Consider the following 26,125-nt stretch of genomic DNA (forward strand, 5'->3'; position numbering starts at 1 on the left):
TGATTAGTATTATAAGGATAAAGAATGTTTTCGATTCCTTTTGCAATAGAAGTACGTCCCATAATAAAAATTAGAACAACTGCACCTAGTTTTTTACTAAAATAAGCTATTTTTTTAATCTAAATTTTGTTTTCCATAATTGGTTTAGAGTAATTTATGTTGTTTTAGAATTAGATAATTTTCTTCCTAAACTGCCTTTTATTGGTATTTTTAAATAAATATTTTTTTCTAATTGTAGTGAGTTATTTTTAAAAGAATGTATTTTGTGTTTTAATAATTTAGCTTTTTGAACAATTATGTTATTTGAATTAGATATGCAGTTTACATTTTTTGATAAATTTATTTTACTACTAGAATTCGTAGATATATAGATAAGATATTCGTAATTTAGTAACTAAAATAGAGTTTGTATATTATGATGTCTATGTCTATTAGGATGAATTCTTGAGATATATAGGAATAAGTTAATTTTAGCTGGAGATTTTCAAGTATTTATTATGATATGTTTTAATTATTAATATTTTATTTTTATTAAGTTTTGTTAATTTTTTTCAATAGTATAAGGATTGTTATTTTTTAGTACAAATGTTATAAAAATTATTTGTTATGAAATTTTAAAAAATTTAAAAACATATTGAAATTTTTAGTATGTATGTAAAAATATTTGTAAGTTAGGAAATATTATAATATTTAATTATAGTTAAAATTTTTAAATGTTAATAATGTAATTTAATAAGTAATTAGAATTTAGTTTTATGTAATAAAACCATTAGTTAAGACAAAATAGATGTAATATAAATCAAGTTTTTAGAATCATGAAATTACAACATGTTTAGACACATACGCTATGTTTTAAAAGTATAAGAAAGATAGATTGATTATATTGTTTTTTAATTATGCGAATAGAATCTTCTTCTTAGATATTTTTTTTATTTAATTATGTTTTTTTAAGTTTTATTTTCATGCATTTTTATAATTTCTGTTATATAAAGTTTAAAAGTTGTGGTGTTGTTTTAGTTGTTAGGATATGTTTTTTGTGTATATATTTTAAAAAGTATATATAATAATGTTTGTGTAGTGTACATATTATATATTATAGTTATTTGGTTGTGTTTTTTGTTTATATATAAAATTAAAAAGATTAGTTATATGTAATAGTTATTTTTGTTTAATCAGATTTAAATAAGTTAAGTAGTATTTATTAATCGCAATTAATAATATATTAAATTGTATCATAATATAAAATTTTTTGTTCATGTGATTAATATATTTATAATAGGTAGGATATGTAATTTTCGTGTTTTATTGAATTAGCGTTAAAAAGGTATATTAAAACTTATGAAAAGTTCTATGATGAAAAAATTAGAATCTTTGCATAGAAGATATGAAGAAATAGAAAGTATGTTATCAGATCGTACAGTTATTTCAAATCAAGAAAAATTTCGTGAATTGTCTCAAGAATATCTTAAATTATCTGATATTAATTATTGTTTTGTTCAGTGGAAAAATTGTAATCATGATGTAATTGAGACAAAATTACTATTGTTAGATAGTGAATTACATGATGTAGCAGAACAAGAATTACAGATGTTATCTAAAAAAATGAAAAAGATAGAAACAGAAATACAAGTTTTGTTATTACCGTGTGATCCTAATGATCAACAAAATTGTTTTCTGGAAATAAGATCTGCATCGGGTGGTGATGAAGCAGCTATATTTTCGGGGGATTTATTTCGTATGTATATTAAATATTCTGAGTTTCAAAATTGGAAAACTAATATAATTCATATGACTCATAGTTTAAAGGGAGGATATAAAGATATTATTGTTAAGATAACAGGTAAGGGTTCGTATGGAAAGTTAAAATTTGAATCTGGAGGACACCGTGTTCAAAGAGTCCCTAAAACAGAATCTCAAGGGCGTGTTCATACGTCTACTTGCATAGTAGCTGTAATACCTGTAGTTCCAAAAAAGGAAATAGAAAAAGTTAATATTAATGATTTAAAAATTGATACTTTTCGTTCTTCTGGTGCTGGAGGACAACATGTTAATACAACAGATTCTGCTGTTAGAATAACTCATATTCCTTCTGGACAGGTTGTAGAGTGTCAAGACGAAAGATCACAACATAAAAATAAGGCTAAAGCATTGTCAGTTTTGGTTTCTAGAATTAAGGCAGCTGAATTATATAATCAACGTAAAAAAAACGCTATTCAACGACGTGATCTATTAGGTACTGGTATGAGATCAGATAGGAATAGAACATATAATTTTGCTCAAAATAGAGTAACGGATCACAGAATTAATTTAGTGGTATACTGTTTAGATGAAGTATTAGATGGAAAATTAGATGTTTTAATAGAACCTATTATTCAAGAGCATAATGCAGATGTATTATCAAATTTATCTAATATTGAATTTTTATGAAAATTAAAAATTGGTTAAAATATGCATCTTTAAAATTAAAAAAAACTAGTTCAAGCCCTAATTTAGATGCAGAAATATTGTTAAGTTATGTATTAAAAAAGTGTAGAACTTGGATTATTAGCAATGATTTTATTAAATTAACTTACGATAATTTAATCGATTTAAATGTTTTATTGCAACGAAGAATGAATAGTGAACCTATTTCGTATTTAATTCATGTAAAGGAGTTTTGGTCTTTGCCGTTTTTAGTGTCGAATAGTACTCTAATACCTAGACCAGACACAGAAATTTTAGTTGAGAAAGCATTGATTTATTTAAAAAACTTGAGTAATGCTAAAGTATTAGACTTAGGTACTGGTTGTGGATCTATAGCTTTAGCATTAGCCAGTGAGAGATTAGATTGTAAAATTATTGGAATAGATTGTGTTAAAGAATCTATTAGTATAGCTAGTAAAAATGCTAAAATACTTAAATTAAAGAATGTTAGTTTTCTACATAGTATTTGGTTTTCTAAAGTAGATAATATGTTTGATATGATTGTCAGTAATCCTCCATATTTAAGTTTTAGTGAAATGAAAAATGTGGATAAAGAAGTATTATTTGAGCCTTTTATTGCATTGTTTTCATCTGAAAATGGGTTAGGTGCGATTCGTCATATCATAAAATATTCTAAGAAATATTTATATTCTAAAGCATGGTTATTAGTTGAGCATGGTTGGAAGCAAAAAGACAAAGTTCAAAGTTTTTTTTATAAATATAGTTTTATAAATATTAATACATATCGAGATTATTGTGATAGTGATCGTGTTACAGTAGGACAAAAACAATAACAGTAATAAGTAGTGTGTAAGTTTTAATATTTATTATTAAGTTATTTTTAGTAATATATATTTTTATATAACATTTTATATGTATAGCGTATATTAATAAGATATTATATATAATTATGTAATTTTAAGATTTACTATATTTTAGTAGGTTAATATTAAAATTTTGGAAATATTATGACGTACTTTTTAAATTCTGATTTTTCTAAATTACCATTGTGTGAATCTATTATTGAAGTATCACGAGCTATACGTCAAGATTTTCCTTCAAAAAGAGTCATAGAAGATTTAAAGCATAAAGTGGAAGTAGCTAGAAATTATGTTGTATCTGAAAATCTTCCATTTTTAAAATTAAGAAAGTTAATAAAATTATTTTATAAAAATTGGAAGTTTGAATGTGCTAGCGGAATTTATAAGTTATCTGACGTTTTATGGCTGGATCATGTTTTAAAGACTCACAAGGGTACTGCTGTTTCGTTGGGTATTATAATTTTGCATATCGCTCAGCAGTTAAATCTTCCTCTTATGCCAGTAATTTTTCCAACGCAATTAATTTTGCGTGCTGACAATGGCAATGGGAATATGTGGTTAATTAATCCTTTTAATGGTGATACATTAAATAAACATGTACTCAAGGTTTGGTTAAAAGGTAATATTAGTCCTACAGCTGAATTATATAATAATTATCTAAATAAAGTGCAGTATTTTGAAGTTGTTAGAAAAATGTTAGACATCTTAAAATCTGCTTTAATGGAAGAAAGGAATTTGGAATTAGCGTTAAATGTAAGTAATGTTTTATTAAAAATTGATCCAAAAAATCCTTATGAAATTCGTGATCGCGGATTAATTTATTCACAATTAGAATGTGATCATGTTGCATTAACTGATTTAATCTATTTTGTAGAGCATTGTCCTGATGACCCAATTAGCGAAATATTAAAAATTCAAATTCATTCTATGGAAAAAAAAGTAATTACTTTGCATTAATCATGTGTATTTTTTAGACGTTAGTTATATTTAGTAATATTTTAAAATTAAATTTTTTAAAATATTTAAGCATAATATTTTTAATTATATTTATTTAAAAAGAGTAAATGTAAATTGTATTATAGTTAATTTGAGAAAATTAATTAATGTTGTCGATAAATAATATAGTTATATATTAATTAATAGTTTTATACTAAATTTTAGTAATATTATATTATTTTATTTTGTGGTTTTAATTATTGTATTTTTATTTTAATAATTGGTAATTTTATATAATGTTTTGTTTTTATTGTGTTTAATAAAAATTAAATATATTTCTATAAATTTATGTATTTTATTATTACATTTTTTTATAAATTTTTTAAAGTTATATTTTTTGACGTGTCTGATTTTAAAAAAAAATATGTTAGTGTTTTATTACAGTGATTTAATGTTTTAAAAAATATAATATAGGTGTAAAATGAGATTATTTTTATCGTACATATTTTAAATTATATTTAACTTTCATAGGAAATTATGTTTAATAAATTGGTTTTAATATTGAACTGTGGCAGTTCCTCACTTAAGTTTTCAGTAGTTAGTTCAGATAACTATACAACGAAATTGAGTGGTATCGTTGAGTTTTTAAATTTATCTCAAATAAGATTTTTTTGGAAAATTAAAAAAAAAGAATATGTTCGCGTTATAAATAAAAGTAAATCATATGATTATGCTTTGAATTATATTTTAACAAAAATTCTAAAAGAAGAATCAAAAATTTTTAATAATATTGCATGTGTAGGTCATCGTGTTGTACATGGTGGGGTAAATCTTAATAAATCTGTTCTTATTACACAAGAGATAATTAAATTAATTACCGATGCATGTAGTTTTGCACCATTACATAATCCTATAAATTTGTTAGGAATTAAAGCATCTCATGCTGTACTTCCGCATTTAAAAGAAAAAAATGTAGCAGTTTTTGACACTTCTTTTCACAGTTCTATTCCAAAATTTGCTTATTTATATGCTATTCCGTATAAGTTTTATAAAAAGTTTGGTATTAGAAAATATGGAGCACACGGTATTAGTTGTCAGTATTCTGTTTGTAGATCTTCTGAACTTTTACAAATTGAATTAACTTCTTTAAACATAATTATTTGTCATTTAGGTGGTGGTGCATCAGTGTCTGTTGTTAAAAACGGTGTATGCGTTGATACTTCAATGGGCTTGACACCATTAGAAGGGTTAATTATGGGCACTAGAAGTGGAGATATTGATCCTTCAGTTATTTTTTTTATGAATAAACAATTAAATTTAAGTATCTCAACAATAAATAATATTTTGATTAATAAATCTGGTTTATTAGGACTAAGTGGAGTTAGTAGTGATTTTCGTAATTTAGAAAGTGAATATAATTCGAATATTAGAATAAAATTAGCTATAGATATGTTTTGTTATCGTTTGTCAAAATATATTAGTGGATATATGTCTGTTGTAAAAGGAAAATTGCATGGAATTGTTTTTACTGGAGGTATTGGTGAAAATTCTTCTTTAGTTCGTTCTATTGTTATTTCTAAGTTAGCTTTTTTGAATTTTAAATTAAACTCTGATATTAATATGTTGATGAAATCTGGTAAAGAAGGATTTATTAATATTAAAAATACTTTTCCTATATTAGTTATTCCTGCTAATGAAGAATTAATTATAGCAAAAGAATCTTTTTCTGAAATTAATTGATATTACAAAAACTAATTTAAAGTTTATTGTATTTTTTTGAGGTGTAATAAATAATGACACGAACAATAATGCTAGTTCCAATAGGGAAAAATATTGGACTAACTACTATTAGCTTAAGTGTAATTTCAGCTATGAAGCGTTGTAAGTTTAATGTCAAATTTTTAAAATCTGCTATTGAGTATTCTAATACTAATTATAATATTGATGATACTTCTTTAATTTTAAAAGATACGCAGTCTTTGTCTTACATTAATCCTTTAATTGTTGATTTCATTAATCAATTTTCTTTAAAACAAATTAAGCAACGAATTGTAGATTATATTTTATCGAAAGTATATGCAAAAAAAGAAAAATATGACATTTTTTTAATAGAAGGTTTTGATACTAAATCTCATACTTATGTATTATCTAATGACATTAATTATTATATTTCTAAGAGTATAAATGTAGAAATAGTTTTTGTTTGTGCTGTAGATAGATCTAGTCAATTAGATATTAACAATATTGTTTATATTATAAATAATGTTTTTAAAAAAAATAAAAATATAAATATACGAGGTGTGATTATAAATGAATTATGTCAAAAAGTACGCAATGATTATGGAAATGTTAATTTGTTCGATATGTTTAAAAGTTCAGTTAAAAAAATAAATTTTGGTGATGTCAAATATGATTTTTTATTTCAAAAAAATGGAATTGAAGTTTTAGGTTGTGTTCCATGGATTCATAAATTAATGGAACCATCAGTAAAAATTTTGTGTGATAAATATTTGGGAGCTAATATAATTTATGATCGATGCATGAATTCTCAGTATATCAAAACTTTTATTATTTATGATACGAACGAAGATATAAAAAATGCAAAAAAATTTCATCGTTCTTTGTTAATTATTCCTGCTATATCTAATGATAAAATAAAAGAAATATGTGTTCAAATAAACAAAAATAAAATTTTGATTAGTGCTATTTTATTAACAAATTTTTTAAATGTTCATGATAAGTGTACAGATTTTATTGATCAACTTAAAATAGCTAATTGTACTATTTGTTCTACACCCAACGATGTTTTTACGGTAGTGTCGTTATTACATAAATTTAATTTTAAATTAGATAACAAAAATTATCAGCTAAACATAATTGAAAATGATATGTCCAGACATATTAATTTGGATTGGATTAGATCATTGAAACATTCATATCAATATAATAGTATATGTTTGCCTTCATTGTTTATATATAATTTAAAGCATTTAGCGAAAAAATTTATGAAAAATATCCTTCTTCCAGAAGGATGTGAACTTAGAATAATAAAAGCGGCTTCTATTTGTTCGAAGAATGATATAGCGTATTGTACATTATTAGGCAATCCTAAAAAAATTAAAAACATAGCTGAGTCTAATAATATTGTTTTAAATTCTAATATAGAGATTATAGATCCAAAATTAATTAGAAAAAATTATGTTGAGCGTTTATGTCATCTTCGCAGACATCATGGAATAACTTTAGCTCATGCTAATGAATTAGTTAAAGATAATTCTATTTTGTCTACGTTAATATTAGAATCTAAAAAAGTAGATGGCTTAGTTTCTGGATCTATTGGTACGACTTCTAGTATTATTCTTCCTGCATTACAATTAATTAAAACGTCTCCGGGTTCTTCTTTAATATCTTCTGTATTTTTTATGTTATTGTCAGATTATGTAACACTATATGCTGATTGTGCTGTAAACATTAATCCTGATGCTACACAATTAGCAGAAATTGCAATTCAATCTTCAAATACTGCACGATTGTTTGGAATATTTCCTAAAGTTGCGATGTTATCTTATGCAACTGGTTGTTCTGGTTTTGGAGATACTGTAGATAAAGTTAAAGAGGCTACAAGAATTGTTCAAGAACGTTCTCCAAATTTAATTGTTGATGGACCAATTCAATATGATGCAGCAATCAATCGAAGCGTAGCAAAATTAAAATGTCCACATTCTTTGGTAGCAGGAAATGCAACTGTGTTTATTTTTCCTGACTTAAATTCTGGAAATATAACTTATAAAGCTGTTCAACGTTCAGCTAATATTTTGTCAATAGGACCTATTCTTCAGGGAATTAATCAACCTGTTAATGATTTATCGAGAGGATCTTCAGTTCAAGACATAGTATATACTATTGCAGTCACAGTATTACAGTCTAGTTTATCTCACTAAAAATATAACAATTTAAAAAATGGTAGTATTTGTTTAAATAAATATAGCATAAACTTGTTAATAACATATCAATTTTAATATTTTTATGTTTTAAATTTTAATTAGAATGCTCCCACTAATTGTACAGCAGCATGGAAAAATGTCTTTTGGCTTACAAGATGCTAATGGAAATATGTTTTTGTAATAAACATGACCTTTTAATAGTTTAATTCTACATGACCCGCAATAACCTTGTTTACATTGAGAGTCTAAGATAATATCATTTTTTTCTAATATAGATATTAAAGTAATGTTTTGTGGTTTATAGTAAATAACTTTATTATTATTTAATATAATGATTTTTGAATTTATCATTTATAATTTAAATTTTTCAAAATCGGAATCATTAATTTCTGAGTTAATTTGTCCAATTAAATATGAACTTACAGATATTTCTTGAGGAGCGACTTGGACGTTGTCTGATATCAACCATGAATTGATCCATGGAATAGGGTTAGATAAAATTTTAAAAGGTGATGGTAAACCTATTGCTTTCATGCGAATATTGGTAATATATTCGATATATTGTGACAAAATTTCTTGATTCAAACCTAACATTGATCCATTTTGAAATAAATATTTTGCCCATATTTTTTCTTGATCGGATACTCGAATAAATAAGTGATAACATTCTTCATAACATTCTTTTGAGATGTCTGACATTCCTTCATTATTTTTATCGTTGTGTAAGATATTTAAAATATGTTGAGTGCTTGTTAAATGTAATGCTTCATCTCGTGCAATTAAACGAATTATTTTTGCATTTCCTTCCATTTTTTCTCTTTCTGCAAATGCAAAAGAACAAGCAAAACTCACGTAAAATCTAATTGCTTCTAATGCATTAACGCTAATTAAACAGAGATATAATTTCTTTTTGAGCTCGTGAAGGTCGATTTTTATTTTTTTACCGTTAATGGTATGTTTTCCTTCTCCAAACAAATGCCAATAACTAGTTAATTCTATTAGATCATCGTAATATTTTGCAATGTCTTTGGCTCGATTTGCTATATTTTTATTGTCAATAATGTCATCAAAGATCAAAGATGGAGTATTTATAATGTTTCGAATAATATGGGTATATGATCTAGAATGAATGGTTTCTGAAAATGACCATGTTTCTATCCATGTTTCTAATTCTGGTAAAGAAACAATTGGTAATAGTGCAATGTTTGGACTCCTTCCTTGAATAGAATCTAACAATGTTTGATATTTTAAATTACTAACAAAAATATGTTTTTCATGTTGCGGAAGGTTTTGAAAATCTATATAGTCTCGTGATAAATCTACTTCTTCTGGTCTCCAAAAAAAAGATAGTTGTTTTTCAATTAACTTTTCAAAAATTTCATATTTTTGTTGGTCATATCTTGAAATATTAACAGATTGTCCAAAAAACATTGGTTCATATAATTGATTGTTTTTATTTTTTGAAAAAGTGGTATAAGTCATTATATATTTCCTTAGTTTTTATGATGTAAAAGTTATGTATTTTAGTAATGTTTCAAAAAAGAATTTATATTTTGCATGCTCCATGATTACAATTTTCGTTTTTAGAAAATTGTATGTCTTCTGTTTGATGATCTGAAGCACCATCACGAGTATTTTGATAGTATAATGTTTTTAAGCCTAACTTATAAGCTGTTAGTAAATCTAATATTAGTTGTTGCATTGGGATTTTATTATTAGGAAATAGTTTTGGATCGTAGTTTGTATTGGCAGAAATAGATTGATCAACAAACTTTTGCATAATGCTAGCTAATTGTAGATATCCTGTATTATTTGGAATATTCCATAATAATTCATAGTTATTTTTTAATCTTTTGTATTCTGGTACTACTTGTCGTAACATACCATCTTTTGATGCTTTTATGCTTATTAGTCCTCTTGGAGGTTCTATACCATTAGTAGCGTTAGAAATTTGTGATGATGTTTCTGATGGCATTAATGCTGATAATGTTGAATTTCTTAATCCATATTTTTTGATTTTTTTTCTGAGTAATTCCCAATCTAAATGTAAAGGTTCATTGCATATTTCGTCGACATTTTTTTTATAAGTATCAATTGGTAAGATCCCTTTATAATAATTTGTATGACTAAACCAATGACAAGCTCCCTTTTCTTGAGCTAATACACATGATGCATTAAGTAAATGATATTGAATTGCTTCGAATGTTCTATGTGTTAAGTTGTTTGCACTTCCATCTGAATATCGAACTCCATTTTTAGCTAAATAATAAGCAAAATTTATAACGCCAATACCTAATGTTCGTCGTGATAACGCAGATTTTTTGGCACTTAAAATTGGATATTCTTGATAATCTAATACTGAATCTAATGCTCTAACAATTAGGTTTGACAATTTAGATAAATCATTAAGGTTATTTAGTGATCCTAAATTTATTGCAGATAAAGTACAAAGCGATATTTCTCCATTTTTATCGTGAACATCTTGTAGTGCTTTTGTAGGTAATGTAATTTCTAAACATAGGTTAGATTGACGTATAGGTGCAATTTTAGGATTAAATGCGCTATGAGAATTACAGTGATCAACATTTTGTATATATATTCTTCCGGTAGAAGTTCTTTCTTGCATCATTAAAGAAAATAGGTATGATGCTTTTACTTTTTTTTTTCGAATAGTTTTATCATTTTCGTATTTAATATATAAACGTTCAAATTTTTCTTGATTGTTGAAGAAAGAATCATATAAGTTAGGTACATCTGATGGACTAAATAAAGTGATATGTTCTCCCAGTATTAAACGTTGATACATTAATTTGTTAAGTTGTACGCTATAATCCATGTGTCGCACACGATTTTCTTCTATTCCTCTATTATTTTTAAGTACTAATAAACTTTCTATTTCAAAATGCCAAATAGGGTAAAATATTGTTGCAGCACCACCTCTTACGCCACCTTGAGAGCATGATTTTACAGCACTTTGAAAATGTTTATAGAATGGTATACATCCTGTATGTAGTGTATCTCCATTCCTAATTGGACTTCCTAATGCTCTAATTCTTCCTGCATTAATACCTATTCCTGCACGTTGAGATACGTATTTTACAATTGCACTTGTAGTAGCATTAATAGAATTTAAATTATCTTCTGATTCAATTAATACACATGAACTGAATTGACGTGTTGGAGTTCTTAAACCAGCCATAATTGGGGTAGGTAAGGAAATTTTAAATGTAGAAATAGCATCATAGAAATTTTTTATGTATTTCATTCTAGTTTCATTAGGGTATTTAGAAAATAAACATGCAGATATAAGAATGTATAAAAATTGTGCGCTTTCATAAATTTTTTTAGTAACTCTATTTTGTATTAAATATTTTCCTTCTAATTGTTTTACTGCAGCATATGAAAAATTCATGTCACGTCGATGCTTAATGAATGAATTCATTATTAAAAAATCTTGTTTAGGATAATCATTTAGCAAGTGTTGGTCATATTTTTCTAATTTTATCATGTTTTTAACATGGTCGTATAGATTTGGTGGATTAAATTGTCCAAATGCTTTTTTTCTAAGATGAAATATAGTTAATCTAGCTGCCATGTATTGATAATCTGGTGAATTTTCTGAAATTAAATCTGCTGCAGCTTTAATAATTGTTTCATGTATAATAGTAGTTTTAATATTATTGTAGAATTGTATTCTAGATTTTAATGCTACTTGAGATATAGAAATATTTTCTAGTCCTTTTGCTGCCCAATTTAACACTCGATGAATTTTATCTAAGTTTATTAGTTCTATTTTTCCATTGCGTTTTGTAACAAATAGCATTTGATTCATATCATTTTTTTACCTAATTTAAGATGAAGATAATAAATATATTTATTATTTATATTTATGGTAGAAATATTAAATTTTTTTAAAAGATTTTATTGTTGCATAAGTATTTGAATATTTAAGATGAATAATATACTAAATATAGTTTAAATTATAAAATAAAGAATATATATTTTGTAATATTAACGAAAGATTTAGTAGAGAAATTTTTTTTGCTTGTTATATTTTTTTAATAATTATATTAACTCATAAGTGTTTTAAAATTAGTGGATAACATTTATACGCTGTTTAGATGTAATGCGTTTGCTTTTTGTAATGCGACAACTTTTTCTTTTTTTGAAGTTCGGATAATGATAACACCTTGCGTATTTCGTCCTAATATTCCTATTTCTAAAACTCTTGTTCTGACTAATGTCCCTGCATTAGTAATTATAATAATTTGATCTTGATTTACAACTTGCATTGTTCCAATCACAATGCCATTTTTTTTAGTAATTTTCATAGCAATAGTTCCTTGAGTAGCTCTGGATTTTATTGGAAACTCATGAATTTCAGTTCGTTTACCATATCCATGTTCTGTAATAAGTAATATATTTCCATGTTTTTTCGGGACTACTAAGGACACTACTTTATCTGATTTTTTTATTTTAATACCTTGGACGCCTATAGCAGTTCTTCCAGTTTTTCTAACTAGTATTTCAGAAAAATGAACAGCTTTTCCTTGCGCAGTAAATAACATAATAGTATTATTGCCATTAGTCAATGATACTCCAATTAATTCGTCATCTGCTTTTAAATTAATAGCAATTATACCTTTTGTTCTTGGTTTTTTAAATTCGTATAAACTTGTTTTTTTGACCATTCCTTTAGAAGTTGCCATAAATATATTTATACTGTCTTTATATTCTGAAATGGGTAATATTGCAGTTATTCTTTCGTTTGAACTTAAAGGTAATAAATTTACGATTGGGCGCCCGCGAGCGTGTCTACTAGCTTCAGGTAATTGGTATACTTTCATCCAATATAAGATTCCTTTGCTAGAGAAACAGAGAATTATATCATGTGTATTAGCTACTAATAAGTTTTCTATAAAGTCTTCTTCTTTTGTTTTTACTGCTAATTTTCCCTTTCCTCCTCTTTTTTGTGCTTCATAGCTAGACAATAGTTGATATTTTACATATCCTGAATATGACAATGTAATAACTACATTTTCTTTATTTATTAAATCAGATGTATTAATATCAGAGTAATTTACGTTTATTTTAGTGCGTCGTTTGTCACCAAAGTTATCACGAATCTTGATTAGTTCATCTTTCATAATTTTAGTTAAAATATTATTATTTTTTAATATATTTTCTAAATTATTTGATGTTTTAAAAAGTTGTTTGTATTCAGAAATTAATTTTTTATGTTCTAAATGAGTTAATTTTTGCAGACGTAACTCTAAAATTGCTTGAATTTGTTCTGGAGTTAAGAAAAATTTTTGTGTATCTATTGGACGTAATTTTTTATCATATGGTGTTAAAGAATGTGCATTTTTTTTTAGGATTTGTGTGTATTGTGCATGTTTTGAATACCAATGATATGTTTTTAATTTATTTTTAGCTTCTTCTAATGTGGAAGATTTTTTAATTAAATTTATGATAAGATCTATATTATCTAAAGATATAATTAATCCTTCCAAAATATGTATTTTTTTTCTTATTTTGTTAAGTTCAAACAAACTACGGCGCATTATTATTTTTCGCCTGTGATTTATAAAGGCATTTAAAATTTCTTTTAAAGTCATTACTTTTGGTTGACCGTGAATCAAAGCTACCATATTAATACCAAACGATATTTCTAATTGTGTTAAAGAATATAATTGATTAAGAATTATTTCTGCTTTTGTCTCTTTTTTAATTTCAATAACGATTCTCATTCCTTCTTTATCTGATTCATCTCGTAACGTAGTAATGCCTTCTATTTTTTTTTCTTTTACTAAATTAGCTATTCCTTTAATAACTCGTGCTTTATTCACTTGATATGGTAATTCATATATAATTATTGATTTTTTTTTTGTTTTTTTTTGGATTTCTATGATACTTTTAGCACGAATATAAATTTTACCTTTTCCTGTTTTATATGCTTTTTCTATTCCCCTTTTACCATTTATTAATCCAGCTGTAGGGAAATCTGGACCAGGAATATGTTCCATAAGTTTTTTTAAAGTAATGTTTTGATCGTCAATAAACGCTAAACATCCATTAATTACTTCTTTAATATTATGAGGAGGTATATTAGTTGCCATTCCTACTGCAATACCAGAAGATCCATTAATAAGTAAATTTGGGATTTTAGCTGGTAGTACTTCGGGAATTTTTTCTGTTCCATCATAATTTGAAAAAAAAGATACTGTGTTTTTATCTAGATCATTCAGCAATTCGTATGCAATTTTAGACATTCTTATTTCGGTATATCTCATTGCTGCTGCTGAATCTCCATCTATTGAACCAAAGTTTCCTTGCCCGTCAATTAATACATATCTTAGTGAAAATGGTTGTGCCATTCTAACTATTGCGTCATATACTGCTGTATCGCCATGTGGGTGATATTTTCCAATAACATCGCCTACTATCCTGGCTGATTTTTTATATGTTTTATTCCAATCATTATTTAGTACTTTCATCGCAAAAAGTATTCTCCTGTGAACTGGTTTTAAACCATCTCGTACATCAGGTAAAGCGCGACCAATAATAACCGACATAGCATAATCTAAATATGAATTTTTTAATTCATCTTCAATATCAATTTTAATAATTTCCTTGGCAACTTCTTTCATAACATTAATTTCTCTAGGATTCTTGAATTTAAAAATAGTACTATCATACTATAATAAAATGAAGTTTATTATAAAGAAAACATTATTTTTAAAATGTCGTTAATGATTTTAATATTTGAAGACAAATTATGGAATGGTAAACATTTTGTAAATAAAATTTAATTTTAATACTTCAATTGCATTATGTTGTCATGAAAAAATAATATTATAACAATTTTGAAAGTTACAATATTATTAATATACACCATGTTAGCGTGTTAGAATTTTTGCTTTTGTATTTTTCGTTTTAGATTCACAGTATAATAAAATAGTTAAACATGAATTTTATGGATTTACAAAAACGTTGTGTTAGATTTTTTTATAATGTATGATTATTCATTACATTAATTTTAAAAATAAAATTTAATAGCATCTTTAGTAAAATATATTCGTGTTCTTGATACATATTTTAGTTGACATAGTAAAAATTTTAATTAATTAGCGCGTGGCATAAATAATAAGCATTAATAAGTTTATTTTGTATAAAATGAGGTATTCATTATGAATAATGAAGAACAAAAGTTGATAGAAAACTTATTTTCACGACTGTATAAAGCTGAATCTGATTTTCCTAATCGAGATAAAAATGCTGAACAGTTAATAAATGATTTATTACGTAAGCAACCAAGTTCATCATATTATATGACACAAACGATTTTAGTACAAGAAATGATAATTGAGAAATTAAATGCAAAAATTCTTGAATTAGAAAAGAATTTATCTATGAATGAGAAACAAACTAAACATGGTTCTTTTGGTTTTTTATCGGGTTTATTTAAATCTAAGAAAAAAGAAATAGATGCATGTAATCAAGGTAATAAAGCAGGTAATCATAAGGATGATATTTCAAAACGTCCTATAATGGATTGTTTAAATAATAATGTAGGAAAAACAACATCGGTTTTAGGAAGGGAAACTATTTATAATACTTCTAATAATTCTATGTCAGGATTTCTTAGTGGGTCTTTGCAAACTGCTGCAGGTGTAGCTGGTGGTATGGTAATGGCTAATTTATTAATGAATTTATTTCAGCACAAAAGACCTGAAGAAGAAATGATTGATCAAATTAGTCACAATCCTACACCTGTTAGTGCTGATTCTGATGACCTTGTTAATAATAATATGAACAATGATAAACATGATGTTGCAAGTTCGGATTATATAAATGACGAACATGAATATGGAGAACATGTTAAAAACGATCACCAACTTCATGATTCTCCATTATGTTCAGATGTTTCAGATAGCACTAGTAATAATAATTATGATGAAAGTCTTAATTTTAGTAATGACAATAATAATAGTAGTTTTAATGATTTTGATGATGACAATTTTATATAAATAAAGTACAATTGCACAATTTTTAAATTATAAATCCTTAATATATTTTAAGTTATTATTCATATTTTTGACCATAAAACCAGCAATCAAAAATTTTACTTATGCTGGTTTGTCATGGTTTTACAACTTCTTTAAAATAAAGACTACGTAATTTAGGTTCATTTTTTAGAAATTTTTTCCAAATATTTGTGTATGCCTTCTTGGGTAGTTTTTATACCGGTATCTCCTTTTTTCCAATTAGCTGGGCATACTTCTCCGTATTTTTCGTAAAAGTGAAGAGCATCTATCATTCTCAGTGTTTCTGATATGTTTCTTCCAAATGGTAAATCGTTGATAGTTTGATGTCGAATGATTCTATTTTTATCAATTAAAAATGTTGCTCTTAATGCAACTCCTAATTGAGGATGTTCAATACCATAAGAACGTTGTATTTCTCTTTTTAAATCTGAAACCATAGTAAAATTTATTTTATCTATTTGTCCATTGTGAGATAAAGTGTTTCTCCATGCATGGTGTACATAAACTGAATCTATGGAAACACCTATTAGTTTAACATTTCGTTTTTTAAACTTAGATAATTCTTGATTGAATGCTATAATTTCTGATGGACATACGAAAGTAAAATCCATTGGCCAAAAAAATAATATACTAGTTTGGTTATTAGTGAATTCTTTAAAGTTAAAATTATTAATGATGTCACCATTACATGAAATAGCTGAAGCGGTAAAATCTGGAGCTGGATAAGTTACTAAAACCATATTTTATAATTCCTATTTAATAAAATGAATTTGTAGTAAAAATATAATAAGTAGGTTAGATTATATGTGATTTATAATTATATTAAAAGATCATTAAGATGGATAAGTTAAAATAATGTTTAAATATAATTATTTAAAGAATGTAAGTTTAAGATGCGTATTAATAACTAAATGTAAGAAGAGTATTATTAATTTTGTGCAACATTATTTAAATATATGAGGCGTAAAAACTTATATGGATAATCGTACATTATTAAATTGGTCTAGTATATTAAAAAATGAAAAAAAAAAATATTATTTTATTAATATAATAAATCATCTTTTTTTTGAACGTCAAAAAAAGATGATTTTCCCGCCTAAAGGAAAGGTATTTAATGCTTTTGTACATACACAATTGTATGATATAAAAGTGGTAATACTTGGACAAGATCCTTATTATAAAATAAATCAGGCGCATGGTTTGGCTTTTTCTGTTGAAAATATAGTAAAATTTATTCCTTCGTCTTTAAAAAATATTCAAAAAGAAATAATTAGTGATTTAGGTCAAAATCGCTCATTTTCGCATGGTTGTTTAACAAAATGGGCGTTACAAGGGGTTTTTTTATTAAATTCAGTTTTAACAGTGGAGGCTGGTAAACCTGGATCTCACTATAAGTTAGGTTGGGAACGTTTTACTAATAAGGTTATTAGTATTATTAATGAATATTGTAAAGGTGTAGTATTTTTGTTATGGGGTTCATATGCTCAAAAAAAAATATGTTTAATAGATAGAACTCGACATTATATTTTGTTAGCGCCGCATCCATCACCATTATCAGCTTATCGAGGATTTTTTGGATGCCGCCATTTTTCAAAAACAAACAAAATACTCAAACAACAGAACAAAAGTCCTATTAATTGGTTTTTTTAATTTTTAAATAATGTATAAAACATGCTTTGTTTTATAAATCTATTTTATATAATTTTAGTATGTTCGTAAATTAAGAACTATTATGTTTTTTTGTCTTTCGAAAGTTTTACTATAGCTTTTCGAATAATTTTTTCGTGGAACGTATAACCATCTTGAATTATTTCAGAAACATAGTATTCATTAATATTTTTACAGTTTTCATTTGGTATCGTTGTGTGTAATTTAGGATCAAATAGTTTTCCTTTTTTATTGTTTATTTTTAACCCAAATTTTTCAGTAACGGTTAATAATGATTTTAGTATTAATGGAATTCCTTGAATCATATTATTGTCTTTAATATTATTGTATTTATTAATATCTTTTCTTATATTTTTTAAACTGTCTATAATAGGAATTAAATTTCTGAAAAAATTTTCTAGTTGTGTGTCTATTATTATTTTGATCTTGTTTTTAGTATTTTTATTTATATTCTCTATTTCAGCTTGTTCTCGTAACTTCACTTCGGAAATATGTTTCTTAATTTCAAGTATTTTTTGTTTTAAAGAATTTATTTTATCTTGATTTTGACAATCATCGCTCACGTTGTTTTGAGTAATTGTTGTGTTATTTAGATCGTTTTTAGATTCAGTTTGAGTTTCTTTTTTATGTTTATCTATATCATTCATAAATATTCCTTTTAAAATTATGGTTGAGTTTATTAATTTATATATTGAATTGCGTAGTATTGAATATTTATCTTTATAAGATGAATAAATTTTATTATAAGGAAACTATTTTTGTGAAATACTATTTTAGCTCTATTGGGATAGTTGGTCATCCTCGTTACGATAGTGCATTAAATACACATAAATTATTGCACAGTTGGTTAGTTAATAAAGGATATAATGTAATTATTGAAAATAAAGTAGCACATAAATTAAGATTAAAAAATATAAATTTTGATTCTTTAGCTAATATAGGAAAAAAATGTGATTTAGCAATAGTGGTTGGTGGTGATGGAAATATGTTATGTGCTGCTCGTATTTTATCTTGTTATAATATAAAAATAATTGGAATTAATCGAGGAAATTTAGGATTTTTGACTGATTTAAATCCAGATACAGCGTTTCAACAATTATATAATGTATTATCTGGAGAATATTTTATAGAAAAACGTTTTTTATTAGAAGTAAAAATTGTTAAAGAAAATGGCACTGCTTTAATTAATACTGCTATTAATGAAGTTGTTTTACATGCTGGACATGTAGCTCATATGATTGATTTTGAAGTGTATATAAATAATGAATTTGCTTTTTCTCAACGTTCAGATGGATTAATTATTTCTACTCCTACGGGATCTACTGGATATTCGTTATCAGCAGGAGGTCCTATTCTTGTTTCTTCACTAGAAGCTATGGTATTAATTCCGATGTTTCCGCATACTTTATCATCTCGCCCATTAGTTATTAATAGTACTAGTATTGTTTATTTAAAATTTAAAAAACATATACATTCTGAATTAAAAATTAGTTGCGATAGTCAAGTGATATTACCATTAAACAGTAAGGATAATATTTTTGTAAAAAAGAGTAAGAAATTTTTATGTTTGTTACATCCTAAAAATTATAATTATTTTAATGTTTTAAGTTCGAAGTTAAATTGGTCTAAAAGATTCTAATTTATTTCGTGAATTTCCAATTTAATGTTTTTATGTTTTTGTAATTTTTTTAAACTTTTGGAGCTGGCGGGATTCGAACCCGCGTCCAAAATTTTTACGACTTCAGATACTACATGCTTAGTCTATTATCTTTTCTTATCTATCGATGTATAGACTCATTATAGATATATATTTTGAAGTTTTTATTTAGCAACAAAAAATCTTTCAAAATAGATTTGAGTTGCGATCTCTTTAGATTAACCTTCTATATAAATTAAACATTAAGAGAATATGTTTAAAAGAAGGGCTTTATTCAGATTATTAAGCTGCTAAAGCGTATTGATTTTGTTTTGCTACTATTTTTTATGGTTTTTTAACGAGGCAAACCATCCTCGGCATGCACATCAGTTTTCAATAATTTTGTCAAATCCAATATCAGCCCCTCACGTCACATTATACATTATATATAACAAAATAGTCTACAATATATTAAAAATTTTTATTAAAATTGTATTAATTGAATTATATGGCAAGTATAATGTTTAGTAAAATAAAAGGAGTAATAAAACTTATATGAATGATATTATAAAAAAAATTCAAAACCAAATACAAAATAATCCAATTATAATTTATATGAAAGGATCTCCTGATGCTCCTAGTTGTGGATTTTCTGCTCAGGCAGTGCACGCTATTTCTTCGTGTGGCAAAAAATTTGCATATATAGATGTTCTCAAAAATCCAGATATTAGATTAGAGTTACCAAAATATGCTAATTGGCCAACATTTCCTCAGTTATGGGTAAATGGAGAATTAATTGGTGGATGTAACATCATTTTAGAATTATTTCAGAAGGGAGAGTTAAAAAAAACAATTTCTATATGCGATAAATTAAATAGTTAAAAAAACTTTAAAAACATATAGAAATAGATGTAAAATTTTATTGATGTTATAATATTAAAATTATTTATAATTTTATTGTTCGTGTATCATTGGGTGGCCATCCGCCCAATGTTTTCCAGCGATTAACAATTTTACAAAATAAGTTTGCTGTTTGTTGTGTGTCATATAGAGCTGAATGTGCCTGATTGTTATCAAAAGTTAACCCAATAGCTTTGCATGCTCTTGCTAAAACAGTTTGTCCTACTGCTAATCCACTCAAAGTTGCTGTATCAAAAATAACGAACGAATGAAATGGATTGTTTTTAATTTTAGTTCTAGTGATGGCAGCTGTTAAAAAATTATAATCAAAAATAGCATTATGTGCTACTATTATACTTTTAGTACAATTATTAGATTTTATTCCCTTGTGAATTAAATTGAATATAGAATATAATGCTTCATATTCACTAATTGCTCTACGTAATGGACTGAATGGATCAATACCATGAAATTCAATTGCTTTTTTATCAATTCTTGATCCTTTAAAGGGTTGAATATGAAAATGCAATAAATGCTCTTTTTCGAGTAATCCAAATTCATTCATTTTTAATGTGATGATAGCTATTTCTAGTATAGCATCAGTTTCTGGATTGAATCCGGCAGTTTCAATGTCTATTACTACAGGATAAAATGTTCGAAATCGTTTTCGTAAAGAATTATTTATTTTACTATAACACATTTAAATTCTCGTTTAATATACAAATATTATTGATATGTATTTCACATGTTCAGAAATACAATTTAATTTTACTATAAATCAAATAGAATTTAAATGCTTATATTTATAGTATTAATTAATAGTTTTATTTAATATGTGAAAAGAGATATTTTTATTTGATAGAATAATAATGTTTAATTTATAATAGAGGTTATATATTATGACTTATGTATTACCATCTTTACCATATTCATATAATAGTTTAGAGCCATTTTTTGATGAGAAAACAATGATAATTCATCATACTAGGCATCATCAAGCATATATAAATAATACTAATAGTATTTTAAATGGAACTCATTATGAAAATTTATTGATTGAAGAGTTGATTTCTAAATTAAACATATTGTCTATAGAAAATAAATTAGCACTTCAAAATAATGCAGGTGGTCATATTAATCATAGTTTATTTTGGAAATGGTTAAAATTAAATACAATTTTAAAAGATGATTTTAAAATTATTCTTGAAAAAAATTTTAAATCAGTAGATTTTTTTAAGAAGCAATTTGAAAAGATAGCATTAAGTCATTTTGGTTCTGGTTGGATTTGGTTAATTAAAAAATATGATAATACTTTACGCATTGTTACTACAGTTAATCAAAATACTCCTTTAATGGGAAAAGAAATATCGGGTATTTCAGGTATTCCTATTTTGGGTTTAGATTTATGGGAACATGCATATTATTTAAAATATAAAAATAATCGTTCGGATTATGTTAATGCTTTTTGGAATGTAGTTAATTGGGATGAAGTTAGTTATCGTTTTTTTAATATATCAAATATGTAATATGTAATCTTTTTAATATTAATTTTATATATCAGAAAATCTTAAATAGTACTCATATAAATTAGTCTTTGATAAAAAAATAATTAGGACAATGTTTGAAAGAAATTAAATTAATAGTAGGTTTAGCAAATCCGATTAAAAAATATAATGATACTCGTCATAATGTTGGTTCTTGGCTAGTTAACAGTTTAGTTACACAACAAAATAAAAAATTAAAAAAAAATAACAAATTTTTAGGTTATTCTACAGAAATTAATATTTTGTCTAAAAATATTCATGTATTAGTTCCGGATACATTTATGAATTTAAGTGGAATATCAGTTTTAGCTATATCAAATTTTTATAACATTAAGTTACACGAAATATTGGTAGTACATGATGAATTAGATTTAAAACCAGGAAATGTCAAGTTTAGATTGAGATCTAGTCACAATGGACACAATGGAATTAGAAACGTTCTTGCTGTGTTAGGAACTAACATAAAATTTTTGAGAATTCAAATTGGAATAGGACGTCCAATTAATAGCGGATACAAAATATCTAAGTTTGTATTATCTAAACCTAATGTTTCTGAGAAATTATTAATTAATAGAGCTATTTTATGTGCAATTCGTGTCATTTATGATTCGATAAATCAACGCAATGTTATTATGACTGAAAGTTCGTTGAATTCTATGTTAGATCATTACATGAATAGTTGTGTAATTCATCATAATTAATGAGTATAGAAACAATAAGTTTTTATGAGGTATAATATATTATTATGGGTTTTAAATGTGGTTTTGTTGGTTTACCTAATGTAGGAAAGTCTACTCTTTTTAATTATTTAACTAAATTAAATATTCCTGCAGATAATTATCCGTTTTGTACTATTAAGTCTAATGTTGGCATAGTTCCTGTTTTGGATAATCGCCTTAATAAAATAGCTCAAGTAGTTTGTTCTAATAAAATTATTCCAGCAACTATAGAGTTAGTAGATATTGCTGGATTAGTAAAAGGCGCTTATAAAGGTGAAGGATTAGGTAATCAATTTTTAGATCATATTAGAGACACAAATGTAATTATGCATATAGTGCGTTGTTTCGAGAATAGATATGTTACCCATATCTATGGTTCAGTAGATCCAGTGCGGGATGTACAAATTATAAATCTTGAGTTAATACTATCAGATATAGAAGTATGTAAAAATAGAATGTGCAAGCTTGAAATAAACAAGTTATCTCATAATAAACAAGTTAACAAGGAGTTATTAATATTAAAAAAATGCGTGTACCATTTAGAAAAAAGTAAAAGTTTGCGATCATTAAATTTAACTGAAGAAGAAATTTTTGTAATTAATTATTTAAGATTAATTACATTAAAACCTGTAGTGTATATTTTTAATATAAGTATAGATCAATCTAGAAATTTATATAAACGGGAAATTTTTGATATAATTAAAAATGAACATAATGCTAAAACAGTAAATGTTTGTTTAGATTTAATGCAAAGTAGCAAAAATGACGTTAGTGCATACGATCATCTTTCTTTAAAATATAAACAATTATTTAATAAAATGTTAAAAAATGTAATTTGGGCAGGTTTTAATGCTTTAAATTTAATTACTTTTTTTACTGCTGGCAAAAAAGAAGTTCATGCATGGACTACAACTAATAATTTGTTCATTTTTCAGTCTGTAAAATGTATTCATACAGATCTTAGTAAGGGATTCATTCGAGCTCAAGTGATTTCTTATGATGATTTTATTAAATATAAAGGAGAAAAGCGATCTAAAGAGTTAGGGAAAATTAGAATAGAAGGAAAAAGATATGTTATTTGTGATGGAGATATAATTCATGTTTTGTATAATGTATAGAAATTGTTTTTAATTTAAAATAATTTCTATTTTTTATAAAAATAATTTATATAGAGAGAGCGTTTTCTCTCTATAGGTTTAGATTATTTTTCTAGTAAAAATTTTTTGAGTTTTGAAAAATCTGGCCTTATATTATGAGAAAGTAGTGGTAGTTTTATTTGATTGCGTAGTTTTGATGGTAAAAATAATGTTATTTGTAATATTTTTTCGATAGTTTTTTTGAATTTTGCAGGATGTGCAGTACCTAAAAATAAACCAAATTCATTTTGTTTAAGTTTGTTTTTTAATGTGTAGTATGCTACAGCTGCATGAGGTTCTGAAACGTATCCTAAAAACGCTAGTTTTTTTAAACTTTTTTTTGTTAAGATATCGGATACACTTCCGTATTTTAGTGTTTTTAATGACCAAAATTTTCTTTTAAATAATTCTTCTACTCGTGGCCAATTATTCGGTTGACTAATGTCCATAGCATTAGAAATAGTAGATACAGTATTGTTAGGTTTCCAGAATCCAGTTTTAAGAAATCTCGGAACTGTATCGTTTGAATTTGTAGATGCAATGAATGATTTGATAGGTAAACCTAACGCTTTTGCTAAGAGTCCTGCAGTTAAATTTCCAAAATTACCACATGGTACAGATATTACTAAATTTTTTTGTTGTTTTTTTGTAAGTAAAGCAAACGCTTCAAAATAATAACAAATTTGCGCTAATAATCGGCTGATATTTATAGAATTTGCTGAGTTTAGTCCTGTTTCTATTCTGAGTTGATCATCGTTAAAAGCTTGCTTAACTAATTTTTGACATTCATCAAAACTTCCATTAACAGCAATAGTGATTATGTTTTCACCTAATGTACAAAACAATTTTTCTTGTAATTCGCTAATTTTTCCTTTGGGATATAAGATTATCACTCTAACATTTTTCATCTTAAAAAATGCATGAGCTACTGCAGCTCCTGTATCTCCTGACGTAGCTGTTAAGATAGTAATAGTATCATTTTTGTCATGATTTAAGAATGATAATATTTGAGCCATGAATCTTGCACCAAAGTCTTTAAAAGCTAAGGTAGGTCCATGAAATAGTTCAAAGCAGGCAATGTTTTTGGATATAGATACTATTTTGGGAGTAGTAAATGAGAACGCGTTTTTAATCCGTTTAGTTAATTCAGAGTAATGAATTTCATCTCCTATAAACATGGATAAAATTTTGCTGCTTCGAGTTAAAAAATCCATTTTTAATAATTTATATAATTGTTCTTTTGTAAGAATAGGTAGTTCTTTAGGAAAAAAAAGACCTTGGTTTTTTCCTAAACCGAGTTTTACAGCTTTTGAAAAATTTACTTGATCTTGTTTTTTTTTTAAATTATATAATTTCATTTATAGTCCTATTTTTCGCGCACCAATTGTATCTATTTTACAAATGTGTACGAATCCTCGGTCATTTGTGAGATAATAATTAGTTAGCCATGTGGCTATTTTTTTAGCAGTAAGAAGATTGTCAGAAACAGCAAAAATAGCAGGTCCAGATCCAGAAATTCCGCATGCAATAGCTCCCATATCTATAATAATTTGCTTTGTTTTTAGAAAATAAGGAAGTAATTTAATTCTATATGGTTCAGCAATAATGTCGTGCATAAACATTGAAGCTAATTTTGATTGATGGGTATATGTAGCGTGAATAAATCCAGCTAAATTTTGGCTATGTTGTATACAAACTTTTTTACTATATTGTAATGGTAATAAAGTTCTTGCTTGTTCGGTTGATATAGAAATTCCTGGCCATGCGATAACCCACAACCAATTTTTAAAAATTGATATTTTTTGACATACAATATCATTTTTGTTGATGATAAGTTGCATACCTCCTAGATATGAAGGCGCAACGTTATCATAATGTACACTGCCTGAAATTTTTCCTTCTAATTTTCCCATTAATTTTAATAGTTCGAAATTATTTATAGGTTTATTAAAAAATGTATTTATAGCTACAACTGTAGCTACAATAGAGCAAGCACTAGAACCTAAGCCTGACCCGATAGGCATGTTTTTTTCAAGAGTTATTGATACAGGTAGATTTTTTTTTAATATTTTACAAAAATATGTCCAACATTTTTTGACTATGTTTTTGTTAATATCTTTAGGAAGTTGGTTCGAAAATGTGCCTGTGCTAGTTAAACTAAATTGTTTGGAAGAAGTAATAGTTATGACATCACCTAATAAAGAATTGTCTATTGGTGAGATTGCGGCCCCTAAAACATCAAATCCTACTCCAACATTTCCAATTGATGCAGGAGCATAAATTTTTATCATTATTTTTATTTCCTATGTG

Annotated in this window: 21 protein-coding genes and 1 other RNA gene; 12 read left to right on the forward strand and 10 right to left on the reverse strand. The window is 25.7% G+C overall.

What is annotated here, in order from left to right; genetic code table 11:
* The first annotated feature begins 1,338 nt into the window (after window positions 1-1,338).
* From prfA to pta, 5 genes are all read left to right on the forward strand, one after another.
* Entirely contained in the window at window positions 1,339-2,427 is a 1,089-nt protein-coding gene (gene prfA / locus BBP_RS00815; protein WP_011091295.1) for a peptide chain release factor 1, read from the forward strand.
* Window positions 2,424-3,257, forward strand: coding sequence for a peptide chain release factor N(5)-glutamine methyltransferase (gene prmC, locus BBP_RS00820; RefSeq protein WP_011091296.1), 834 nt, complete (start codon window positions 2,424-2,426; stop codon window positions 3,255-3,257). The genes prfA and prmC overlap by 4 nt, the downstream gene beginning before the upstream one ends.
* Window positions 3,258-3,431: 174 nt before the next feature.
* The gene (gene sirB1, locus BBP_RS00825) at window positions 3,432-4,241 is read left to right on the forward strand and encodes an invasion regulator SirB1 (protein WP_011091297.1); all 810 of its coding nucleotides are present in this window, start codon (window positions 3,432-3,434) and stop codon (window positions 4,239-4,241) included.
* Window positions 4,242-4,757: 516 nt separating this feature from the next.
* Entirely contained in the window at window positions 4,758-5,960 is a 1,203-nt protein-coding gene (locus BBP_RS00830) for an acetate kinase (protein ID WP_011091298.1), read from the forward strand.
* 53 nt (window positions 5,961-6,013) lie between these two features.
* The gene (gene pta, locus BBP_RS00835) at window positions 6,014-8,161 is read left to right on the forward strand and encodes a phosphate acetyltransferase (protein WP_011091299.1); all 2,148 of its coding nucleotides are present in this window, start codon (window positions 6,014-6,016) and stop codon (window positions 8,159-8,161) included.
* Between the two features lie 90 nt (window positions 8,162-8,251).
* On the opposite strand, the gene yfaE is transcribed toward pta, so the two are convergent.
* The 4 genes from yfaE to gyrA all read right to left on the reverse strand — a co-directional run bounded on the left by yfaE (window position 8,252) and on the right by gyrA (window position 14,814).
* The gene (yfaE, locus tag BBP_RS00840) at window positions 8,252-8,515 is read right to left on the reverse strand and encodes a class I ribonucleotide reductase maintenance protein YfaE (protein WP_011091300.1); all 264 of its coding nucleotides are present in this window, start codon (window positions 8,513-8,515) and stop codon (window positions 8,252-8,254) included.
* Window positions 8,516-9,646, reverse strand: a complete 1,131-nt coding sequence (gene nrdB, locus BBP_RS00845; RefSeq protein WP_011091301.1) for a class Ia ribonucleoside-diphosphate reductase subunit beta — start codon at window positions 9,644-9,646, stop codon at window positions 8,516-8,518.
* 64 nt (window positions 9,647-9,710) lie between these two features.
* The gene (gene nrdA / locus BBP_RS00850; protein WP_011091302.1) at window positions 9,711-11,996 is read right to left on the reverse strand and encodes a class 1a ribonucleoside-diphosphate reductase subunit alpha; all 2,286 of its coding nucleotides are present in this window, start codon (window positions 11,994-11,996) and stop codon (window positions 9,711-9,713) included.
* Window positions 11,997-12,270: 274 nt separating this feature from the next.
* The gene (gene gyrA / locus BBP_RS00855; protein ID WP_011091303.1) at window positions 12,271-14,814 is read right to left on the reverse strand and encodes a DNA topoisomerase (ATP-hydrolyzing) subunit A; all 2,544 of its coding nucleotides are present in this window, start codon (window positions 14,812-14,814) and stop codon (window positions 12,271-12,273) included.
* A gap of 540 nt (window positions 14,815-15,354) precedes the next feature.
* Here gyrA and BBP_RS00860 point away from each other — a divergent pair.
* Complete coding sequence (locus tag BBP_RS00860; protein WP_011091304.1) at window positions 15,355-16,194, forward strand: DUF2076 domain-containing protein; 840 nt, start codon at window positions 15,355-15,357, stop codon at window positions 16,192-16,194.
* Between the two features lie 158 nt (window positions 16,195-16,352).
* Here the strand turns inward: BBP_RS00860 and BBP_RS00865 are convergent, their stop codons facing one another.
* Window positions 16,353-16,952: a peroxiredoxin gene (locus tag BBP_RS00865; protein ID WP_011091305.1), complete on the reverse strand. Its 600-nt coding sequence runs from the start codon at window positions 16,950-16,952 to the stop codon at window positions 16,353-16,355.
* A 235-nt stretch (window positions 16,953-17,187) separates the two neighbouring features.
* On the opposite strand from BBP_RS00865, the gene ung reads away from it, so the two are divergent.
* Window positions 17,188-17,862, forward strand: a complete 675-nt coding sequence (gene ung, locus BBP_RS00870; protein ID WP_011091306.1) for a uracil-DNA glycosylase — start codon at window positions 17,188-17,190, stop codon at window positions 17,860-17,862.
* Between the two features lie 80 nt (window positions 17,863-17,942).
* Here the strand turns inward: ung and BBP_RS00875 are convergent, their stop codons facing one another.
* A complete protein-coding gene (locus tag BBP_RS00875) occupies window positions 17,943-18,527 on the reverse strand; it encodes a nucleotide exchange factor GrpE (RefSeq protein WP_011091307.1) in 585 nt (194 codons plus the stop codon).
* Window positions 18,528-18,640: 113 nt separating this feature from the next.
* Between BBP_RS00875 and nadK the strand changes: the two genes are divergently transcribed.
* Window positions 18,641-19,519, forward strand: coding sequence for an NAD(+) kinase (gene nadK / locus BBP_RS00880; RefSeq protein WP_011091308.1), 879 nt, complete (start codon window positions 18,641-18,643; stop codon window positions 19,517-19,519).
* 57 nt (window positions 19,520-19,576) lie between these two features.
* Here the strand turns inward: nadK and ssrA are convergent.
* Window positions 19,577-19,941, reverse strand: a transfer-messenger RNA (tmRNA) gene (ssrA, locus tag BBP_RS02830).
* A gap of 130 nt (window positions 19,942-20,071) precedes the next feature.
* Between ssrA and grxD the strand changes: the two genes are divergently transcribed.
* The gene (gene grxD / locus BBP_RS00885) at window positions 20,072-20,398 is read left to right on the forward strand and encodes a Grx4 family monothiol glutaredoxin (protein WP_011091309.1); all 327 of its coding nucleotides are present in this window, start codon (window positions 20,072-20,074) and stop codon (window positions 20,396-20,398) included.
* A 64-nt stretch (window positions 20,399-20,462) separates the two neighbouring features.
* Here the strand turns inward: grxD and rnt are convergent, their stop codons facing one another.
* The gene (rnt, locus tag BBP_RS00890) at window positions 20,463-21,116 is read right to left on the reverse strand and encodes a ribonuclease T (RefSeq protein WP_011091310.1); all 654 of its coding nucleotides are present in this window, start codon (window positions 21,114-21,116) and stop codon (window positions 20,463-20,465) included.
* Between the two features lie 199 nt (window positions 21,117-21,315).
* On the opposite strand from rnt, the gene BBP_RS00895 reads away from it, so the two are divergent.
* The 3 genes from BBP_RS00895 (at window position 21,316) to ychF (ending at window position 23,797) form a co-directional block, all read left to right on the forward strand.
* Window positions 21,316-21,942 carry a Fe-Mn family superoxide dismutase gene (locus tag BBP_RS00895; RefSeq protein WP_011091311.1) on the forward strand — a complete coding sequence of 209 codons (627 nt, stop codon included), beginning with the start codon at window positions 21,316-21,318 and terminating at the stop codon, window positions 21,940-21,942.
* 95 nt (window positions 21,943-22,037) lie between these two features.
* On the forward strand, window positions 22,038-22,661 hold the full coding sequence (gene pth / locus BBP_RS00900; protein ID WP_011091312.1) for an aminoacyl-tRNA hydrolase: 624 nt from the start codon (window positions 22,038-22,040) through the stop codon (window positions 22,659-22,661).
* A 44-nt stretch (window positions 22,662-22,705) separates the two neighbouring features.
* Entirely contained in the window at window positions 22,706-23,797 is a 1,092-nt protein-coding gene (ychF, locus tag BBP_RS00905) for a redox-regulated ATPase YchF (RefSeq protein ID WP_011091313.1), read from the forward strand.
* A gap of 83 nt (window positions 23,798-23,880) precedes the next feature.
* On the opposite strand, the gene thrC is transcribed toward ychF, so the two are convergent.
* Complete coding sequence (gene thrC / locus BBP_RS00910; protein WP_011091314.1) at window positions 23,881-25,173, reverse strand: threonine synthase; 1,293 nt, start codon at window positions 25,171-25,173, stop codon at window positions 23,881-23,883.
* On the reverse strand, window positions 25,174-26,106 hold the full coding sequence (gene thrB / locus BBP_RS00915) for a homoserine kinase (protein WP_011091315.1): 933 nt from the start codon (window positions 26,104-26,106) through the stop codon (window positions 25,174-25,176).
* Window positions 26,107-26,125: the final 19 nt, after the last annotated feature.

This window comes from Buchnera aphidicola str. Bp (Baizongia pistaciae), assembly GCF_000007725.1.
GTDB classification, from domain to species: Bacteria; Pseudomonadota; Gammaproteobacteria; order Enterobacterales; family Enterobacteriaceae; genus Buchnera_B; species Buchnera_B aphidicola_H.

What these genes read in the sequence shown, in the direction of transcription:
- prfA (WP_011091295.1), top strand. Translation starts at nt 1,339, where the DNA reads ATGAAAAGTTCTATGATGAAAAAATTAGAATCTTTGCATAGAAGATAT.
- prmC (WP_011091296.1), top strand. Translation starts at nt 2,424, where the DNA reads ATGAAAATTAAAAATTGGTTAAAATATGCATCTTTAAAATTAAAAAAA.
- sirB1 (WP_011091297.1), top strand. Translation starts at nt 3,432, where the DNA reads ATGACGTACTTTTTAAATTCTGATTTTTCTAAATTACCATTGTGTGAA.
- BBP_RS00830 (WP_011091298.1), top strand. Translation starts at nt 4,758, where the DNA reads ATGTTTAATAAATTGGTTTTAATATTGAACTGTGGCAGTTCCTCACTT.
- pta (WP_011091299.1), top strand. Translation starts at nt 6,014, where the DNA reads ATGACACGAACAATAATGCTAGTTCCAATAGGGAAAAATATTGGACTA.
- yfaE (WP_011091300.1), bottom strand. Translation starts at nt 8,515, where the DNA reads ATGATAAATTCAAAAATCATTATATTAAATAATAATAAAGTTATTTAC.
- nrdB (WP_011091301.1), bottom strand. Translation starts at nt 9,646, where the DNA reads ATGACTTATACCACTTTTTCAAAAAATAAAAACAATCAATTATATGAA.
- nrdA (WP_011091302.1), bottom strand. Translation starts at nt 11,996, where the DNA reads ATGAATCAAATGCTATTTGTTACAAAACGCAATGGAAAAATAGAACTA.
- gyrA (WP_011091303.1), bottom strand. Translation starts at nt 14,814, where the DNA reads ATGAAAGAAGTTGCCAAGGAAATTATTAAAATTGATATTGAAGATGAA.
- BBP_RS00860 (WP_011091304.1), top strand. Translation starts at nt 15,355, where the DNA reads ATGAATAATGAAGAACAAAAGTTGATAGAAAACTTATTTTCACGACTG.
- BBP_RS00865 (WP_011091305.1), bottom strand. Translation starts at nt 16,952, where the DNA reads ATGGTTTTAGTAACTTATCCAGCTCCAGATTTTACCGCTTCAGCTATT.
- ung (WP_011091306.1), top strand. Translation starts at nt 17,188, where the DNA reads ATGGATAATCGTACATTATTAAATTGGTCTAGTATATTAAAAAATGAA.
- BBP_RS00875 (WP_011091307.1), bottom strand. Translation starts at nt 18,527, where the DNA reads ATGAATGATATAGATAAACATAAAAAAGAAACTCAAACTGAATCTAAA.
- grxD (WP_011091309.1), top strand. Translation starts at nt 20,072, where the DNA reads ATGAATGATATTATAAAAAAAATTCAAAACCAAATACAAAATAATCCA.
- rnt (WP_011091310.1), bottom strand. Translation starts at nt 21,116, where the DNA reads ATGTGTTATAGTAAAATAAATAATTCTTTACGAAAACGATTTCGAACA.
- BBP_RS00895 (WP_011091311.1), top strand. Translation starts at nt 21,316, where the DNA reads ATGACTTATGTATTACCATCTTTACCATATTCATATAATAGTTTAGAG.
- ychF (WP_011091313.1), top strand. Translation starts at nt 22,706, where the DNA reads ATGGGTTTTAAATGTGGTTTTGTTGGTTTACCTAATGTAGGAAAGTCT.
- thrC (WP_011091314.1), bottom strand. Translation starts at nt 25,173, where the DNA reads ATGAAATTATATAATTTAAAAAAAAAACAAGATCAAGTAAATTTTTCA.
- thrB (WP_011091315.1), bottom strand. Translation starts at nt 26,106, where the DNA reads ATGATAAAAATTTATGCTCCTGCATCAATTGGAAATGTTGGAGTAGGA.